This is a genomic window from Stutzerimonas sp. LR2 (assembly GCF_055755175.1).
Window position 1 is genome coordinate 503,564 of sequence record NZ_JBVTRR010000001.1, and the last position, 17,071, is coordinate 520,634.

Genomic DNA, 17,071 nt, shown 5'->3' on the forward strand with positions numbered 1-17,071 from the left:
ATTTTTCACGGATGCACAGATAGGAGATCGAGCATGCTGGCGACACTGCTACCGGCCCTGAAAGAACTCGCCGTGCCACTGAAACTGCAGCTGTGGGATGGCAAGGAGATCGACATCGGCCCCGCCCCTTCCGTCACGCTGGTCATCAGGGACCCCAGCCTCGTCACTCAGTTGGCCAGTCCCAGTCTGGATGTGCTTGGCGCCGCCTATGTCGAAGGTCAGATCGACCTGCACGGGCCGGTGGATGAGGTCATCCGTATCGGCGACGTGATCAGTCGGGCAATGAGCCAGGACGATTTCTCGACACCGGCACGCGAGGCCCATGACAAGGCGACCGATGCCGAGGCCATCTCCTACCACTATGACCTGTCCAACGACTTCTACCAGCTCTGGCTGGACCGCGACATGGTCTATTCCTGTGCCTACTTCGAGACCGGCGAAGAGGCTATCGACCAGGCGCAGCAGGCCAAGCTGCGCCTGATCTGCCGCAAGCTGCGGCTCAAGCCCGGCGACCGCCTGCTGGATGTCGGATGCGGTTGGGGCGGATTGGCCCGCTTCGCCGCCCGCGAGTTCGGCGCTCGGGTGTTTGGCATCACCCTCAGCCGCGAGCAGCTGGCGCTGGCCCGCGAGCGCGTGGCGGCCGAGGGGCTGCAGGATCAGGTACAGCTGGAGCTGATGGATTACCGCGACCTGCCGCAGGACGAGCGCTTCGACAAGGTGGTCAGCGTCGGCATGTTCGAGCACGTCGGCCACGCCAATCTGCCGCTGTACTGCCAGCGGCTGTTCGGCGCGGTGCGTCCGGGTGGCTTGGTACTGAACCACGGCATCACCTCGCGCCATCTCGATGGCCGGCCGGTAGGCCATGGCGCCGGTGAGTTCATCGATCGCTACGTGTTCCCCCATGGCGAGCTGCCGCACCTGGTGAACATCAGCGGCTGCATCAGCGAAGCGGGGCTGGAGATCGTCGACGTGGAAAGCCTGCGCCTGCATTACGCACGTACGCTGCAGCTGTGGAGCGAGCGACTGGAAGCCCGGCTCGCCGAGGCCCAGGCGCTGGTGCCCGAGCGGGCGCTGCGTATCTGGCGGCTGTATCTGGCGGGTTGCGCCTATGGTTTCCGCCGCGACTGGATCGACCTGCATCAGATTCTGGCGACCAAGCCGCTGCCGGACGGCTCCCACGAGCTGCCCTGGACGCGCGCCGATCTGTACCGCTGAAGAGGCTGGCCGCTGCGCCCGACGTCGACGGGCGCAGCGTGCTGCCGTCAACGCAGCAACAGCAGCGGCGTGCGGGTGGTGCGGATCATGTTGGTGGTGGTGCTGCCGACGAAGAACTGGCGAATGCGCGAATGGCCGTAGGCGCCCATCACCAGCAGATCGATGCCGTGTTCGGCCTGATAGGCATGCAGGGTCGGCTCGACCTCACCGTCGCGGATGGCGATCTGCGCCGCGAAACCGGCCGACGCCAGTAAGGCGCGCGCATCTTCCAGTTGCGCGCGGTGCTCGGCGCCATCCTGCCCAACCATCACCAGGTGGATCGGCATGCCTTTGAACAGCGGGCTGCCGGCCAGCATTTCCATGCCCTTGCGACTGGTGGCACTGCCGTCGAAGGCGAGCATCACGCTCTGCGGCGCACTGAATTCGCCGGGTACCACCAGGATCGGTCGCTGCATGGTGCGGATGACATTCTCCAGCTGGCTGCCGATGTGCTGGAGGGCATCGTCGCTGTCCTCACCCTGGCGGCCGATCACCAGCAGGCGCGTTTCGTTCTGCAGATCGCGCAGGGCTTCGACCAGGTCGCCATGACGCTGCCGGCATTCCGGCTGGGCGACACCGGCGGCAATCGCCCGCTGGCGCGCCGCATCGAGCATCATGCGGCCCTCCTCAAGGGCGAGCTTGGCGCGCTTTTCGTCCAGCGTCGCCAGTTCCTGCAGCAGGAACTCGCGGCTGCCGAGCCCGATGATGCCGCTGAGGTCGCCCGACATCGGGTACTGCTGGCGATCCAGCACGTGCAGCAGCGTCAGCGGCGCGCCCAGCCGCCGGCTGGCCCAGGCCGCGCAATCACAGACCGCCGCGGCCTGCGGAGAGCCGTCGATACAAGCCATTACATGGGTCATGGTGCTTCTCCTGGTCAGTGGCTCACGATCGGGTCGATGGCCGCGGGTTCGCCATGCACGCCAAGGCGATCGTCGCGCTCGCTTGTTGAGACCCGGCACCCGGGCATCGGTGCCGTCGCGGCGGTCGTTGCTGCCTGCTCACCAACGGCTCGTCTACCCGAACACGGTAGGCCAGGGCGCAGGGGATGACCACCGCCAGGACGGCAGTCGTCTGGCCATCGGGAACGACGAAGGCCCGACTGGCGAGCCGGGCTGCCGAGCTAGGTCCAGAGCTCGTCCAGGTTGTTGAACCCCCAGGCGGCGGGATCTTCCCGACCGACGATGCGGTCGCCGCATTGAGGGTTGGAGAGATCCAGCTCCTGGGCGGGAATCGCCGCCCGGGTGCGCACCGAATAGAACAGCTTCAGCCGCGGCGCGGTCAGTTGCTGCGGATGATGCTCGATGACCACGCCGAGCCGACCCGACTGCAGCCGCACCAGCGAGCCCAGCGGATAAATGCCCACGGTACGGACGAAGGCGTGCAGCAGCTGCGTATCGAAATGCCCTTGCCACTGGGCCATGCGTGCCAGCGAGCCCGAGGCATCCCAGGCCGTCTTGTACGGGCGGTTCGAAGTGATGGCGTCGTACACATCGCAGATCGCACCCATGCGAGCCAGCAGGCTGATCTCTTCGCCCGCCAGCCGGTGCGGGTAGCCGGTGCCGTCGACCTTTTCATGGTGATGCAGGCAGACGTCCAGCACCGCGTCGGATACGGCCGTCTGCGCGGCGAGCAGCATGGCATGGCCGCGCTCCGGGTGGCTGCGCATGATGGCGTACTCGTCGTCGCTCAGCTTGCCCGGCTTGTTGAGCACATCCAGCGGCATGGCCATCTTGCCGATGTCGTGCAGCAACCCGGCCATCCCGGCTTCGTGCACCTGATCCTCGGGCAGGTCCAGCTGACGGGCGAGCGCGACCATCAGCGCGCACACCGCCACCGAATGCATGTAGGTGTATTCGTCCTTGGTCTTCAGGCGCGCCAGGCTCAGCAGCGCCGAACCGTTGCGCGCCAGCGAGGCGGATATCTGCTCCACCAGGGGCTGGCACTGTTGCGGATCGACGGCTTTGCCCAGACGAGCCTCGTTGAACATCGAGGTCACCTGCTCCTTGGAGCGCTTGAGCAGCCGGCTCGCGCGCTGCAACTCGTCATCCACGCTGCACTGCTGCGTCGAGGCGGTGGCGTCCGACGGCAGGCTGGAGGGCTCCGGTGGTTGCACCAGCGGTGGCGCATCGGCGGCGGCCGGCGTTGCCGTTTCGACATCCACGCCCTTCTCCACGTCGATCCACAGCGCCTTGACGCCACTGCTGCGCAACGTCTGCAGGTCGGCGGGATCGGTCAGCAGGAACTTGCTGCGCCAGAACGGATGGTCGAACCAGCTGCCCTCCAGAGCGTGTACGTACATGCCGAAGCGAAGCTGACTGACAAGGATTTTTCTGAGCAAGGCGCACCTCGATTCGTGAGCGGCGCTGGTAGCCGCGCAAGCGTTCCATGCTCGCCACTACAAGAACTCCCCACAGTATATGCGTGATGGCACTTTGCCTCTACATGCCTGGATCAAGACTTTGGTGTCGATCGGCTCGCCGGTCGGTCTACAGGCGCTACGGCTTTCGCTTACCATCGTCGCGTCCTTTCGCGAGCGTCGCCAATGCCTGTCATCTCCAACCGCAGCCGCGTCAGCCTGATCGTGGCGTTGATCCTCGTCGGTCTGCTACTCAGCATGTACTGGGCCGGGCGGCTGGCCGAGCAGCGCGCCTGGGCCGAGCGCGGGCAGGAATCGCAGGGGCAGCTGGAGCTCTATGCGCAGGCCATCCACACCCAGGTCGAGCGCTTCCGCTCGGTGCCGGCGTTGCTGGCGCTGGATAGCGACATCCAGGCATTACTCGCCGACCCGGGCAACCGCCAGCTGCGCGGCCAGCTCAACCAGCGCCTGGAGCAGCAGAACCACGCCGCGGGCTCCTCGGTGCTGTACCTGCTGGATCGTAACGGCGAGACCATCGCAGCCAGCAACTGGCGTGACTGGAGCAGCTTCGTCGGCAACAACTATGCCTTTCGCCCCTATTTCCGCGACGCCGTGGCCAACGGCAGCGGGCGTTACTTCGCGGTCGGCGTGACCACCGGCATTCCCGGCTATTTCCTTTCAAGTTCGGTGAAGAACGCTGCCGGCGAGCTGCTCGGCGTACTGGTGGTCAAGCTCGAACTGGAGGACATGCAGCGCGACTGGGTCGGCCAGCCGGGTATCCTGCTGATCGCCGACTCGCTGGACATCGTCATCCTCACCAACCGCCCGGCCTGGCGCTTTCGCTACCTGCGCCCGCTGAGCGACGAGGTGCGCAGCCGGTTGGTGGATGTGCGCCGCTATGCCGAGCAGACCCTGCAGCCGCTGCAGAGCAGCCGGGTGCAGCAGCTCGACGAGGGCAGCGAGCGCCGCCTGGTGGACGGCCCGGATGGGCGCCGCGAGTACCTCTGGCAGCGCCTGGCGTTGCCCGAGGAAGACTGGACCCTGCACCTGCTGCATGACCCGCAGTCGATCGCCGCCAGTGTGCGCAGCTATCGTCTGGCCGCGGCCGGCGTATGGATGACGCTGGCGTTCCTGTTGCTCTACCTGGCACAGCGACGCAAGACCCGCCGCCTCGAACTGCGCAGCCGCAGTGAGCTGGAGCGCCTGGTGCAGGAACGCACCCGCGAGCTGCACACCGCCCAGGACGAGCTGGTGCATGCTGCGCGCATGGCGGCACTGGGGCAGATGTCCGCCGCGCTGGCCCACGAAATCAACCAGCCGCTTACCGCCCTGCGAATGCAGCTGGCCAGCCTGCGCCTGCTGCTCGACAACGGCCGCGAGGGCGAAGTGCGCGAAGGGCTCGGGCACGTGGAAGGCCTGCTCGAGCGCATGGCCGCGTTGACTGGCCATCTGAAGACCTTTGCCCGCAAGAGCCCTGCCGGCCTGCAACAGCACCTGGCGCTGGCCGATGTGCTGGAACAGGCGCTGCAGCTGCTGTCGCCGCGCATTCGCAGCGAGCAGGTGGAGGTATTCCGCCAGGTGCCGGCCGAGGCCACGGTGCGTGGCGATGCGATCCGCCTGGAGCAGGTGCTGATCAATCTGCTACACAACGCGCTGGACGCCATGGCCGAGCGACCGCAACGGCGCCTGCGCATCCTCTGTCGGCGCGTCGGCGACGCCTGGCAGCTCAGCGTTGCCGACAATGGCGGCGGCATTGCCAGCGAGCATCTGGATCAGGTGTTCGAGCCCTTCTTCACCACCAAGCCGGTCGGTCAGGGCCTGGGCCTGGGCCTGGCGGTGTCCTACGGCATCGTGCGCGACATGGGCGGCACCCTGGAGGTGAGCAACGACGAACAGGGCGCGGTGTTCACCCTGACGCTGCCGGCTGCCGAAGTGCACGCCGCCGAGTAAACTGCGGCGACGCGAGCGCGAGGAGCTGGCAATGAGCGGGCAGGTAATCTTCATCGATGACGAGGCGGCGATCCGTCAGGCCGTGCAGCAATGGCTGGAGCTCTCCGGCTTCCAGGTGCGCACCTTTTCCCGCGCGCGGGAAGCGCTGTCGGTACTGGATCGCGACTTTCCCGGTGTGCTGATCAGCGACGTGCGCATGCCCGACCTCGACGGCCTCGGCCTGCTCGAACGGCTGATCGAACTGGATGCCGACCTGCCGGTGATCATGGTCACCGGCCACGGTGACGTGCCCATGGCCGTGCAGGCGCTGCGTCAGGGCGCCTACGACTTCATCGAGAAGCCCTTTACCCCCGAGCGCCTGCTGGACAGCGTGCGCCGCGCGATGGACAAGCGCCGGCTGGTCTGCGAGAACCGTCAGCTGCGCGAGCAGTTCGCCCGCAAGGGGCGTATCGAATCGCAGCTGCTGGGCGTGTCCCGCGCCATGGATAACCTGCGACGCCAGGTGCTGGAGCTGGCCGGGACCGACGTCAACGTGCTGATCCGCGGCGAAACCGGCAGCGGCAAGGAGCAGGTGGCGCGCTGCCTGCACGACTTCAGCCCCCGTGCGGGCGGGCCGTTCGTGGCGCTGAACTGCGCGGCGATCCCGGAAACCATCTTCGAGAGCGAGCTGTTCGGCCATGAAAGCGGCGCCTTTACCGGCGCCCAGGGCAAGCGCATCGGCCGCATCGAACACGCCGCCGGCGGCACGCTGTTTCTCGACGAGATCGAAAGCATGCCGCTGGCGCAGCAGGTCAAGCTGCTACGCGTGCTGCAGGAGAAGACCCTGGAGCGGCTGGGCTCCAACCGCAGCATCGAGGTCGATCTGCGGGTGATCAGCGCGGCCAAGCCGGATTTGCTGGAAGAGGTGCGTGGTGGGCGCTTCCGCGAGGACCTGCTGTACCGGCTGAACGTCGCCGAGCTGCATATCCCGCCGCTGCGCGAGAGGCGCGAGGACATTCCGCTGCTGTTCGAACACTTTGCCAGCCAGGCCGCACAGCGCCACGGCCGTGCCGCACCACCGGTGACGCCCGGCGAACTGGCGCAGCTGCTCGCCCACGACTGGCCGGGCAACGTGCGCGAACTGATCAACGCCGCCGAACGCCACGCCCTCGGCCTCAGCGCGCCGGCCCCGGCCAGCAGCGGCGGACAGTCGCTGGCCGAGCAGATGGAAGCCTTCGAGGCGCAGTGCCTGCACAATGCGTTGCAGCAATGCAAAGGCAACATTGCCGAGGTGATGACCCTGCTGCAGCTGCCGCGCCGAACCCTCAACGAAAAGATGCAGCGCCACGGCTTGAGCCGCAGTGACTATTTGCCGGCCGGAAGTTGCGACAACTGATCACGGCGCCGCCCTCGTCGCCTCTGCAAACCGTCGCAGCGCGACGCCATGTAGCAGGGTCGTCAACTCCGAATGGGAGCCTCGCGGGGCGTTGACGCACGCATCCGCAAGCGTCGAGCCCGTCGAGTCAACTGTCCAGCCCATCCAGCTGCCTCTGCAGAAAACGGCGCTCCGGCTCCAGCTGCACCAGCCGCAAGGCGTTGCGGTACGCCTCGCGAGCCTCGTCGAGGCGCGCCAGCTGGCGCAGCAGGTCGGCGCGGGTGGCGTGGCTGAGGTGATAGTCCTGCAGGTGCCCCTGGGCCAACAGCGCATCCACCAGCAGTAATCCCGCTTCGGCGCCGTCGCGCATGGCTACGGCCACCGCGCGGTTCAGCTCCACCACGGCTGACGGACTGAACTGCAGCAACACATCGTAGAGCCGCACGATCTGCGTCCAGTCCGTCTGCGCGGCGCTCGGCGCCTCGGCATGCACGGCAACGATGGCTGCCTGCAATGCGTAGGGGCCGAAGGCACGCGTGCTCAGGGCACGCTGCACCAGCAATGCGCCTTCGGCGATCTGCTGCCGATCCCACAGGCTGCGATCCTGCTCGTCCAGCCGCACCAGCTCGCCGGAGGCATCCGTGCGTGCGGCGCGCCGGGCATCATGCAGCAGCATCAGCGCCAGCAGCCCGGCGACCTCCACGTCGGGCAGCAGCTCGTAGAGCAGGCGACCCAGCCGAATGGCCTCGGCGCAGAGGTCGGCGCGGGTCAACGATGCCCCGGCCGATGCCGAATACCCTTCGTTGAACACCAGGTAGATCACCCGCAGCACGCTCTCCAGGCGTGCCGGCAGTTCCGCGCGCTCCGGCACCCGATAGGGCAGCTGGGCATCGCGGATCTTCGCCTTGGCTCGCACGATGCGCTGGGCGATGGTGCTGGGCGGCGCCAGAAAGGCCCGGGCGATCTCCTCGGTGGTCAGATCGCAGACCTCACGCAGGGTCAGCGCCACGCGACCATCGGCCGGCAAGGCCGGATGGCAGCAGGTGAAGATCAGCCGCAGACGGTCGTCTTCCATCTCGTCCACCTCCGCCGCCTCGGCTGCGTCTTCCAGCTGCTCGGCCAGCAACCGCAGCGAGGCATCGAAGCGCGCCCGCCGGCGCAGGGCATCGATGGCCTTGAAGCGACCGGTGGACACCAGCCAGGCGCGCGGGTTGTCCGGAACGCCATCGCGTGGCCATTGCTGCAGCGCGGCGGCGAAGGCGTCTTGCAGCGCTTCCTCGGCACGATCGAAATCACCCAGCAGGCGGATCAGCGTGGCCAGGACCCGACGCGATTCGCGGCGGTAGACCGCCTCGACCTGCGCCGCCGCAATGGCTCCAGTGAGCGGCATGCTCAGCGCTGCGGCAGCTGGCGCAAAGGCCGGACCTCGACACAACCGAGGCTGGCTGGCGGAATCTTCGCCGCGATGGCCTCTGCCTCCCGCTGGTCAGCCGCCTCGATCAGGTAGAAGCCGGCCAGCTGCTCGCGGGTTTCGGCAAAAGGACCATCGACCACCGAAGTGATGCCATCGCGCACGCGCACCGTGCGAGCCGTGCGCACCGACTGCAGCGGTTCCCCGGCGAGCATATGCCCGCTGGCACGCAGCTCCTCGCCACAGCTCAGGCAGCGCGCAACCAGCGCCTGCCACTGTTCATCGGTCAGCGCATCCACGCGCTGCTCGTCGTAATAGATCAGGCACAGGTATTTCATGGCGTGGCTCCGGCTGCTGGGGACGCAGAAAAGCTAGCAGCCGGGAGCAAAGCCTGCCCGATCGAACGACGAAGCTCCGCAGCGCTCAACCGGCCTGCTGCACCGCCGAAGGTGTCGACGACATGCATACCTGGCCGGTCTCCATGTCGAAGGGCATCGAGAAGTGCTCATGGATGACCTTCCAGTCGCCGCCGCGCCGCGCCCAGACACGGGTGCCGCGCATCCACGCGCTCTGCATCTCGCCTTCGGCGTTGGGGCCGCCGCAGTGGCTGAGCATGCGGCTGCAGGCCAGCTCGCCGCCGACGTCCACGTGCAGCTCGTGGGTCTCGAAGAAGCCTTCGCCCTGGCAGAACTCGAAGCAGCGCTGCCAGTGCGCGCGGTACTCGGGCACGCCCTTGAACTGCAACGCGCCCACGGCATCGAAGGCGACCACCTCCGGCGCGTACTGCGCCATGATCCGGTCGAGATCCTTGGCGCCAATGGCCTGCTCGAAGTCTTCGTGCAGCTGGCGAATGGCGGTTTCATCCTGGCGGGTTTCGGTGCTCATGTCCGTCTCCTGTGATCGGGTTGAACGGGTGGGTTCAGCCAGTAGTCGTTCGGCGCGCCCATGGATCGACAGGCCGGGCGAATCTTTTTTTTTCAGAAGACCGACAGGCGACGGGCCGCGGGCCAGACGCCTTGGCATGCCTAGCGCGCCGCCATGGCACGGCACCGCCAGGCGGAATACAGTTGCGAATTGTTATCCTTTATATACGATAGTGGCTCTCAGATGGCACAGGCTCGCATCGCCAGCCGAGCCGTCCTCCGCCACCTACAGTCCAATGCCCGGTCAGGTCCGTCATGCCCACTCTTCGCTTCTCGCGTAAAACCGCACTGCTGCCCGTTTGCCTTGCCGCCAGCTTCGCTGGCTCGCCGCTCATGGCCCAGGAACAACTCGAAGAGGGAGCACAGAGCAGTGCGGCCGAGCCGGTCGAGCTGCAATCGGTGGAAATCACCGCCAGCGCGGACGCCTCTGCAGACGGGCTGACCCAACCCTACGCCGGCGAACAGGTCGCCCGCGGTGGGCGCGTGGGTATTCTCGGCAACCGCGATTACATGGAAACGCCGTTCACCTCGACGTCCTATACCTCGCAGCTGATCCAGGATCAGCAGGCTCGCAGCGTGTCGGACGTGCTGCAGAACGACCCCTCGGTGCGCGTTGCCCGCGGCTTCGGCAACTTCCAGGAGCTGTACGTGGTGCGCGGTTTCCCGGTGTACTCCGATGACATTTCCTACAACGGCCTTTATGGCCTGCTGCCGCGCCAGTATGTAGCCGCCGAGTTCATCGAGCGGGTGGAAGTGTTCCGCGGCGCCAACACCTTCCTCAACGGCGCAGCCCCAGGTGGCAGCGGCATTGGCGGGGCGATCAACATCCTGCCCAAGCGCGCGCCGAACGAGCCGCTGACGCGACTGACCGTCGGTGCCGAAAACGGTGGCCAGGCCATGACCCACGCCGATATCGCCCGCCGCTTCGGCGAAGAGGAGCGCTTCGGTGTGCGCCTGAACGCGGCCAAGCGTGCCGGCGAGACCACGGTCGAAGACGAGGATCGCACCCTCGACATGTTCGCCCTTGGCCTCGATTACCAGGGCGACAACTTCCGCCTCTCCGGTGACATCGGTCACCAGTACCACTTCATCGACCAGCCACGACCGAGCGTCACGCCGAGCGGTGGCATTCCCAGCGCGCCGGATGCCGACGACAACTTTGCCCAGCCTTGGACCTATTCGAAGGAAAAGCAGACTTTCGGCACCTTCCGCGCCGAATATGACTTCTCCGATGCCGTAACCGGCTGGCTCGCAGCCGGCGTGCGTGAGGGCGAGGAAAAGAATCGTTTGGCCAATCCGCGCTCCGATGCGAACGGCAACCTCACCGCGTACCGCTTCGACAATGTGCGCGAGGAAGAAGTGTTCACGAGCGAAGTTGGCCTGCGTGGTCTCGCACAGACCGGTGCGGTATCGCACCAATGGGTCGTCTCGGCGGCGATGTTCGACGTGGAAGCGCGCAACGCCTATGCCTTCTCCGACTTTGCGGGCTTCGACAATGATCTCTACGACCCCTACGACACCGCCATGCCAGCGGCCGACTTCTTCGTCGGCGGCTCGATGTCCAACCCGCACGTCACCGAGCGAACCCACACTCAGAGCCTGGCCATCGCCGATACCCTGGGCTTCCTGAATGATCGCCTGCTGGTTACCCTCGGCGCCCGTCGCCAGGGCATCGAAGCCAAGACCTACGACTATAATTCGGGACTGCGCGCCTCGTCCTATAACAGCTACGAGACCACGCCCTCAGCGGGTGTCGTCTACAAGCTGACCGACAATTTGTCGCTGTACGCCAACTACATCGAAGCATTGGTCAAAGGAGACATCGCACCGGCCAGCAGTGGTGGCGCCCCTGTCACTAATGCCGGCGCGGCACTGGCTCCGTACGTCTCGAAACAGACCGAAGTGGGCATCAAGTACGACGGCGGAAATGTCGGCGGCAGCCTGGCGTTGTTCACGACTGACCGGCCGTTCAGCACGATCGAGAACGGTGTCTTTACCGACGGTGGTGAGCAGCGCAATCGCGGTATTGAGCTATCCGTATTCGGCGAGCCCGTCTATGGCGTGCGTGTGCTCGGCGGCTTGACCCTGCTCGACGCCGAGCTGACCAGCACCGAGAACGGCCTCAATGAAGGCAACCGCGCCATTGGCGTGCCACGTACTCAGGCCAACATCGGTGGCGAGTGGGATCTGCCGGGTATGAACGGACTGACCTTGACCAGCGGCGTCATCTACACCAGCAGCCAGTACGCCGACGCCGCGAATGACCTAAAGATCCCATCTTGGACGCGCTGGGATCTGGGCGCACGCTACCGCATGGTGGTGGAGCAGCGGGACGTAGTTCTGCGCGCCAACCTGGAGAATGTCACCGGCCGCGACTACTGGGCCTCGGCCGGCGGTTACCCCGACCAGGGTTACCTCGTCCTCGGCGCCCCGCGCACGCTGTCGGTCAGCGCCACGGTCGACTTCTGATGCAGGCAGCCACGCTTCGTCGCTGGGGCTGGGTCCACAAGTGGTCCAGCCTGGTCTGCACGCTGTTTATCCTGATGCTGTGCCTGACCGGCCTGCCGTTGATCTTCTCGCATGAGATCGATCACCTGACCGGCAACGAGATCGAGGCGCCGGCGATGCCAGAAGGCACGCCGCGCGCTCCGGTCGATCAGGTGGCTGCCAAGGCGGTCGAGGCCTATCCGGGGCTGGTGCCGCTGTATTTCTTCGCCGAAGAAGACGATCCGGATGTCTGGTACGTCAAACTCGATACCCGCGTCGATACCGATGAAAGCGGGTCGACGCTGATCCTCTCCGACGCCCGCACGGCCGAGGTACTGGGCGCGCCGAACTTCGACGAGGGGTTCATGAGCATCATGTACCGCCTGCACGTCGACCTCTACGCGGGGCTGGCGGGCAAGCTGTTCCTCGGCTTCATGGGCCTGCTGCTGATGGTGGCGATCATCTCCGGCGTGGTGCTCTACGCGCCCTTCATGCGCAAGCTGCGCTTCGGCGAAGTGCGTCAGGAACGCACTGCCCGCACCCGCTGGCTGGACCTGCACAACCTTCTCGGCATCGTCACCCTGGTCTGGGCGCTGGCGGTGGGCTTCACCGGGGTGATCAACACCTGGGCGGACCTGATCTTCCAGGCCTGGCAGGCCGAACAGGTCGCCGCCCTGCAGGCCGGCAAGACCCGCGTGTTGCTGCCGAAGGACGCCAGTGATGCACCGGCCGCGGACGGCTCGCTGCAGACCGCGGTGGATCGCGTGCTGGCCGCCGCGCCGGGCATGGCGGTGGCAATGATCGCCTACCCCGGTACCCTGCGCGCCACGCCGGAGCATGTCGCAGTGATGCTGCATGGCGACACACCGCTGACCTCGCGCCTGAGCCAGGCGCTGCTGGTCGACCCCGCCAACGGCGAGGTGCTGGAGGCCAGCGCGCGGCCCTGGTACGTCACCGCGCTGCAGCTGTCCGAGCCGCTGCACTTCGGCGACTACGGTGGCCTGCCGCTGAAGGTGCTCTGGGCGCTGCTGGATATCCTCACCATCGTCGTGCTGGGCAGCGGCCTGTACCTCTGGCTCAAGCGCGGCGCGACCGAGGTGCGGACATGATGCGCATCTGGTTGTGGCCGGTGGTGATCGCCGTGTTGTCCGCCGCCGGACTGATCGCCGGCCTGGTTTCCGAAGGCGCCGGCGACTGGCTGAGCTGGCTGGCCCTGGCAGCACCGGTCGCCGTCGGCGTGCATGGCCTGACCCGCTGCAGCGCCCGGGCTCAGGCGCGCAGCGACGATTTCAGGGGCGAAGCACCTCGGCGAGCTGATCGAAGCTGAACGGCTTGGGTAACGAACGCGCCGGCAGCCGGCTGTCGATACGGCCCTCGCCGGAGACGAAGACCAGTCGCAGCCACGGCTGGGTCTTCAGCGCCTCGGCAGCGAATTCCGGGCCCGAGCGACCGGGCAGGTTGACGTCCAGCAGCAGCTGGTCGAAACGCTGCTCATGCAGCGCCTTTGCCGCCGTTTCCGCGTCCGGATAGCCGCGCACGCCGTAACCCAGCTCCTCGACCATCTCGCAGGTCAGCGTCAGCAGCTGCGGCTGGTCCTCCACGACCATCACCCACTGCCGCGGCGCGGTCTTGTCGTCCCCAAGCTGGGCACCCAGCAGCTGACGCACCTTGCGCGCCAGGTCTTCCTGCCGGTAGGGCTTGCTCAGCAGCTCCACGCCCGGGTCCAGGCGCCCGCCATGAACCACCGCATTGCGCGTGTAGCCGGACGTGAACAGCACCGCGACGTCCGGCTGCAGCAGCCGTGCCTGGCGCGCCAGTTCGGTGCTGCTCAGCGGCCCGGGCATGACCACATCGGTGAACAGCAGGTCGATACCGATGCCGCTCTGCAGGATGCTCAGGGCGCTCTGCGCATCGTTGGCACGCAACACCGAATAGCCGAGACCAGTGAGCAGTTCGATCACCGTGGCCTGTACGGGCAGGTCGTCCTCCACCACCAGAATGGTTTCGCTGCCGCCCACCACCGGGCCGACGGTGGCTGGCAGCGCCTGTACTTCGGGCTGCTCGGTACGCGGCAGGTAGAGCTTGACCGTGGTACCCGAGCCCGGCTCGCTGTAGAGGCGGATATGCCCGCCACTCTGCTTGGCGAAACCGTAAGCCATGCTCAGGCCCAGGCCGGTACCGTGGCCTTCCGGCTTGGTGGTGAAAAAGGGTTCGAAGGCCTGCTCGATGATCTCGGCAGGCATGCCGATGCCAGTGTCGGACACCGCCAGCAGCACGTACTGACCGGGCGTCACATCGGCCTGGGTGCCCGCATAGAGTTCGTCGAGCATGGCGTTGCCCAATTCCAGGGTCAGCTTGCCGCCCTCGGGCATGGCATCGCGGGCATTGATCGCCAGGTTGAGCACCACCTGCTCGAGCTGATGCGGATCGACCATGGTGGTCCACAGGCCGCCGGCGACCACGGTTTCGATCTCGATGTGCTCGCCGATGGCCTGGCGCAGCAGCTCGTCGAGATCGCGCAACAGCCGGCCGAGGTTGGTCGGCTGCGGCCGCAGCGGCTGGCGGCGGGCAAAGGCCAGCAGCTGGCGCGCCAGCTTGGCACCGCGTTCGACTGCCGAGCTGGCAGCATCGACGCGCTTGGCCGCGCTGCGGTGCTCCTCCACCAGCGGCTGCAGCAACTGCAGATTGCCGGCGATTACCTGCAGCACGTTGTTGAAATCATGGGCCACGCCGCCCGTGAGCTTGCCGATGGCCTCGAGCTTCTGCGACTGGTACAGCGCCTGCCGGCTCAGCTCCAGTTCGCGAGTGCGTTCCTCGACCAGTTCCTGCAGCCGCTCGCTGGAGCGCTGCAAGGCCTGCTGCGCCAGCACCTGGGCGGTGACGTCATGACCCTGGCAGAAAATACCGGTGACCCGCTCGTCCTCGCTGAATACCGGCTGGAAAACGAAGTTGAGGTAGCGTCGCTCGGCCTTGCCACCGGTCTGCGGGCGCACGCGCACGGCGAGGTCACGGCCGAGATAGGGCCGCCCGGTAACGTAGACCTGCTGCAGCAGCTCGGACAGCGCACGGCTCTCCAGCTGCGGAAAGGCCTTGAATGCCGGGCGGCCGAGCAGTTCGCGGGCACCAACCAGCTGATGGAAGGCGCGGTTGGCGATCTTCAGTTCGTGGCGCGGCCCTTCGGTGATGGCGATGAAGCCCGGTGCCTGGTCGAACAGCCGCTGCAGATGCGCGCGCTCCTCGTCGAGTCGGCGCCCGTGCAGCTCGCTGGCGCGGCGCTCGGCCACCAGTGCCGACACATCGCGCAGGGTCAGGGCAGCGCCCACCACGGCACCATCCGCCGCACAGACCGCGGCCACGACGATCTCCAGGGCGCGGCCGCTGACGGCGTCCTCGTGCTGCAGCGTCTGCGTCGTGTCGCAGTCCAGCGCGCGTGCCAGCGCCTGGCCCAGCTCCGGGCTCCAGAACGGCAGACCACTCGCGGTACGACCCAGCACCTCGGCGCGCGCAAGGCCGAACAGCTCGGCCGCGCCGGCACTCCAGTAGAGCACCGCGCCGGCCCGGTCGAGGCCGACGATCGCATCGCGCGCGGCATCGATGAAGTGATGCAGATAGAGCTCCGCCGTTGGCAGCGGCCGCCTGCTCGACTGACTGCCGTGCACCGTGGCATTGGCCCGGTCCAGCGTGGTCCGCAGACGCGCCCGTCGCCGCACGCTGGCCAGCGCCTGATCGAGCTGCTGTTGTGGATTGGCACCCAGGTTGACGATGGACCAGTGGGGCCCGAGCAGGGGCGCCGGGCCCAGCGCGCGGTGCAGCGCGTCGGCTTCGCCATCCTCGCTGAGAAAGAGGATCTGCGCCGTTTTCCAGTGGTTGCGCAGCTGTCGCGCCAGGGTCACCGGGCGCGGCAGAGCGGCCGCCAACAGCACCAGCGCCGGCTGTTCGTCGTCCGGCGGCAATGCACCGGCATCCAGGCGGCTCAGCTGCAGGCCGTGCGCCGCCGCCCACCGGGCGACCTGCTCATGCAGGCCGCTGTCATCGGCCTCCAGCAGCGCGACCCGATCGAGCAGCAGGGCGCTCATAGCAGCGGCACCCCCAGCAGACTGCGGCCTGTCCAGAGTTTGAGCAGCCCGGTGGTGGGCGTCATCACGTGGCCGGCGCGGGCATCCCGCAGCAACCGGGCAGCACGGCTGTTTTCCCGATAGGCCGCCCCACCGCACAGCGTCATCGCCTCGTTGGCCAGCTGCACTGCGGTTTCCGCCGCGTCCGCCTTGCACGCCAGGATGAACGACAGCGCCTCGGGATGCGCGCCATCGCCGCGCCGTGCCGCTTCGCGCACCAGCGCGCGGCTCTTGACCAGGGCGGTCCAGAGTTCGCCGTACCGCACCTGCAGGCTTTCCACGTCGCGCAGGGCCTCGCCGGAATGGCTGTAGCGGCGCGAACGCAGATGCACACTCGCCTCGTCCAGCGCCGCCTGGGCGATACCCAGGTAGGTGCCGGCCATGGCCATGAGAAAGAACGGTGCCACCACCTCGAAGACATACCAGACCTGGTCGCCCGGCTCGCCCAGCAGGTTGCGCGCCGGCACCCGTACCCGATCGAGCTGCAGCGGTCGCGACGAGTTGCCGCGCATTCCGAAACCGGCCCAGGCATCCAGCCAGTGCATACCCTCCCCGCCCTTGTCGACGATCAGGCAGCTGAAATCCCCGGCTTCGGCGCCGGCCGCCACGGTGGATACCACGTAGGAATCGGCATGCCCGCCATTGGTGACGAACTGCTTGGTGCCCTCGACGATGAAATCCTCGCCGTCGGCATCCAGGCGGGTCTCCGGCAGATAGAAATGCGCACCGGTGCCCTGCTCGGACAGCGCCAGGGTGGTGACATGCCGGCCCGCGGCAATTTCCTTCAGGTAGTGCTCGCGCTGATGGTCGGTGGCCTTGGCGGCGATCACCGCAGTGGCCACGCAATGCATGCCATAGCACAAGGCAGAGGACGGACAGGCACGGGCAATGGCTTCGGTGAGCACGCACAGGCCCAGCAGCCCCTGACCCAGCCCGCCCTGATCCACCGGAACCTGCAGGCCGAGCAGGCCGGCCTCGGCGAGCGCGCGCATGGAATGGGCCGGCCAGCGACACTCGGCGTCGACCTCGGCGGCCAGGGGCGCGATGACATTTTCTGCCAGATCGGTGGCGATGCTCTGCAATTCGACCAGCTGAACGGGGAGCAAATGGTCCATGAGTCTTCCTGGAATCTTGGGGAGGCCGGCATCCACCCAGCCGAATATCTGACCGTTTTGGTCGGATCTTGTTCGAACGCGGCGGCTCCATGTGGGGAGCGCCACG

Annotated in this window: 13 protein-coding genes; 6 read left to right on the top strand and 7 right to left on the bottom strand. The window is 66.9% G+C overall.

Features of this window, described 5'->3' with window-relative positions:
* Positions 1-33: 33 nt before the first annotated feature.
* The gene (gene cfaB / locus ACVRRC_RS02320; RefSeq protein WP_045158116.1) at positions 34-1,215 is read left to right on the top strand and encodes a C17 cyclopropane fatty acid synthase CfaB; all 1,182 of its coding nucleotides are present in this window, start codon (positions 34-36) and stop codon (positions 1,213-1,215) included.
* A 47-nt stretch (positions 1,216-1,262) separates the two neighbouring features.
* Here the strand turns inward: cfaB and ACVRRC_RS02325 are convergent, their stop codons facing one another.
* The gene (locus ACVRRC_RS02325; protein ID WP_045158117.1) at positions 1,263-2,114 is read right to left on the bottom strand and encodes a universal stress protein; all 852 of its coding nucleotides are present in this window, start codon (positions 2,112-2,114) and stop codon (positions 1,263-1,265) included.
* Positions 2,115-2,374: 260 nt separating this feature from the next.
* Positions 2,375-3,592: an HD-GYP domain-containing protein gene (locus ACVRRC_RS02330; protein ID WP_080558849.1), complete on the bottom strand. Its 1,218-nt coding sequence runs from the start codon at positions 3,590-3,592 to the stop codon at positions 2,375-2,377.
* Between the two features lie 204 nt (positions 3,593-3,796).
* On the opposite strand from ACVRRC_RS02330, the gene ACVRRC_RS02335 reads away from it, so the two are divergent.
* Together ACVRRC_RS02335 and ACVRRC_RS02340 are read left to right on the top strand one after the other, a co-directional pair.
* Positions 3,797-5,560 carry a sensor histidine kinase gene (locus tag ACVRRC_RS02335; protein WP_049325344.1) on the top strand — a complete coding sequence of 588 codons (1,764 nt, stop codon included), beginning with the start codon at positions 3,797-3,799 and terminating at the stop codon, positions 5,558-5,560.
* 31 nt (positions 5,561-5,591) lie between these two features.
* Positions 5,592-6,935: a sigma-54-dependent transcriptional regulator gene (locus tag ACVRRC_RS02340; RefSeq protein ID WP_014595458.1), complete on the top strand. Its 1,344-nt coding sequence runs from the start codon at positions 5,592-5,594 to the stop codon at positions 6,933-6,935.
* 127 nt (positions 6,936-7,062) lie between these two features.
* Here ACVRRC_RS02340 and ACVRRC_RS02345 read toward each other — a convergent pair whose 3' ends face one another.
* The 3 genes from ACVRRC_RS02345 to ACVRRC_RS02355 form a co-directional block, all read right to left on the bottom strand.
* Complete coding sequence (locus ACVRRC_RS02345) at positions 7,063-8,304, bottom strand: RNA polymerase sigma factor (RefSeq protein WP_019407413.1); 1,242 nt, start codon at positions 8,302-8,304, stop codon at positions 7,063-7,065.
* Between the two features lie 2 nt (positions 8,305-8,306).
* Positions 8,307-8,663 carry a YciI family protein gene (locus tag ACVRRC_RS02350; RefSeq protein ID WP_011911395.1) on the bottom strand — a complete coding sequence of 119 codons (357 nt, stop codon included), beginning with the start codon at positions 8,661-8,663 and terminating at the stop codon, positions 8,307-8,309.
* A gap of 85 nt (positions 8,664-8,748) precedes the next feature.
* Positions 8,749-9,210, bottom strand: coding sequence for a YybH family protein (locus tag ACVRRC_RS02355; protein WP_013981348.1), 462 nt, complete (start codon positions 9,208-9,210; stop codon positions 8,749-8,751).
* A 293-nt stretch (positions 9,211-9,503) separates the two neighbouring features.
* Here ACVRRC_RS02355 and ACVRRC_RS02360 point away from each other — a divergent pair, with 293 nt between their 5' ends.
* The 3 genes from ACVRRC_RS02360 to ACVRRC_RS02370 are packed head-to-tail and all read left to right on the top strand — an operon-like array spanning position 9,504 to position 13,062.
* Positions 9,504-11,717 (top strand): TonB-dependent receptor, encoded by a 2,214-nt coding sequence (locus ACVRRC_RS02360; RefSeq protein WP_108241260.1) that lies wholly within the window; start codon positions 9,504-9,506, stop codon positions 11,715-11,717.
* Positions 11,717-12,844 (top strand): PepSY-associated TM helix domain-containing protein, encoded by a 1,128-nt coding sequence (locus ACVRRC_RS02365; protein ID WP_181090436.1) that lies wholly within the window; start codon positions 11,717-11,719, stop codon positions 12,842-12,844. The genes ACVRRC_RS02360 and ACVRRC_RS02365 overlap by 1 nt, the downstream gene beginning before the upstream one ends.
* Positions 12,841-13,062, top strand: a complete 222-nt coding sequence (locus ACVRRC_RS02370; protein ID WP_472996583.1) for a hypothetical protein — start codon at positions 12,841-12,843, stop codon at positions 13,060-13,062. Before ACVRRC_RS02365 ends, ACVRRC_RS02370 begins: the two co-directional genes overlap by 4 nt.
* On the opposite strand, the gene ACVRRC_RS02375 is transcribed toward ACVRRC_RS02370, so the two are convergent.
* Positions 13,025-15,811 carry a response regulator gene (locus ACVRRC_RS02375; RefSeq protein WP_020308003.1) on the bottom strand — a complete coding sequence of 929 codons (2,787 nt, stop codon included), beginning with the start codon at positions 15,809-15,811 and terminating at the stop codon, positions 13,025-13,027. The genes ACVRRC_RS02370 and ACVRRC_RS02375 overlap by 38 nt on opposite strands.
* Entirely contained in the window at positions 15,808-16,965 is a 1,158-nt protein-coding gene (locus ACVRRC_RS02380; protein ID WP_013981343.1) for an acyl-CoA dehydrogenase family protein, read from the bottom strand. The genes ACVRRC_RS02375 and ACVRRC_RS02380 overlap by 4 nt, the downstream gene beginning before the upstream one ends.
* Positions 16,966-17,071: the final 106 nt, after the last annotated feature.

Excerpts from the sequence above, each read along its gene's own strand:
- cfaB (WP_045158116.1), top strand. The coding sequence starts at position 34 with ATGCTGGCGACACTGCTACCGGCCCTGAAAGAACTCGCCGTGCCACTG.
- ACVRRC_RS02325 (WP_045158117.1), bottom strand. The coding sequence starts at position 2,114 with ATGACCCATGTAATGGCTTGTATCGACGGCTCTCCGCAGGCCGCGGCG.
- ACVRRC_RS02335 (WP_049325344.1), top strand. The coding sequence starts at position 3,797 with ATGCCTGTCATCTCCAACCGCAGCCGCGTCAGCCTGATCGTGGCGTTG.
- ACVRRC_RS02340 (WP_014595458.1), top strand. The coding sequence starts at position 5,592 with ATGAGCGGGCAGGTAATCTTCATCGATGACGAGGCGGCGATCCGTCAG.
- ACVRRC_RS02345 (WP_019407413.1), bottom strand. The coding sequence starts at position 8,304 with ATGCCGCTCACTGGAGCCATTGCGGCGGCGCAGGTCGAGGCGGTCTAC.
- ACVRRC_RS02350 (WP_011911395.1), bottom strand. The coding sequence starts at position 8,663 with ATGAAATACCTGTGCCTGATCTATTACGACGAGCAGCGCGTGGATGCG.
- ACVRRC_RS02355 (WP_013981348.1), bottom strand. The coding sequence starts at position 9,210 with ATGAGCACCGAAACCCGCCAGGATGAAACCGCCATTCGCCAGCTGCAC.
- ACVRRC_RS02360 (WP_108241260.1), top strand. The coding sequence starts at position 9,504 with ATGCCCACTCTTCGCTTCTCGCGTAAAACCGCACTGCTGCCCGTTTGC.
- ACVRRC_RS02365 (WP_181090436.1), top strand. The coding sequence starts at position 11,717 with ATGCAGGCAGCCACGCTTCGTCGCTGGGGCTGGGTCCACAAGTGGTCC.
- ACVRRC_RS02370 (WP_472996583.1), top strand. The coding sequence starts at position 12,841 with ATGATGCGCATCTGGTTGTGGCCGGTGGTGATCGCCGTGTTGTCCGCC.
- ACVRRC_RS02375 (WP_020308003.1), bottom strand. The coding sequence starts at position 15,811 with ATGAGCGCCCTGCTGCTCGATCGGGTCGCGCTGCTGGAGGCCGATGAC.
- ACVRRC_RS02380 (WP_013981343.1), bottom strand. The coding sequence starts at position 16,965 with ATGGACCATTTGCTCCCCGTTCAGCTGGTCGAATTGCAGAGCATCGCC.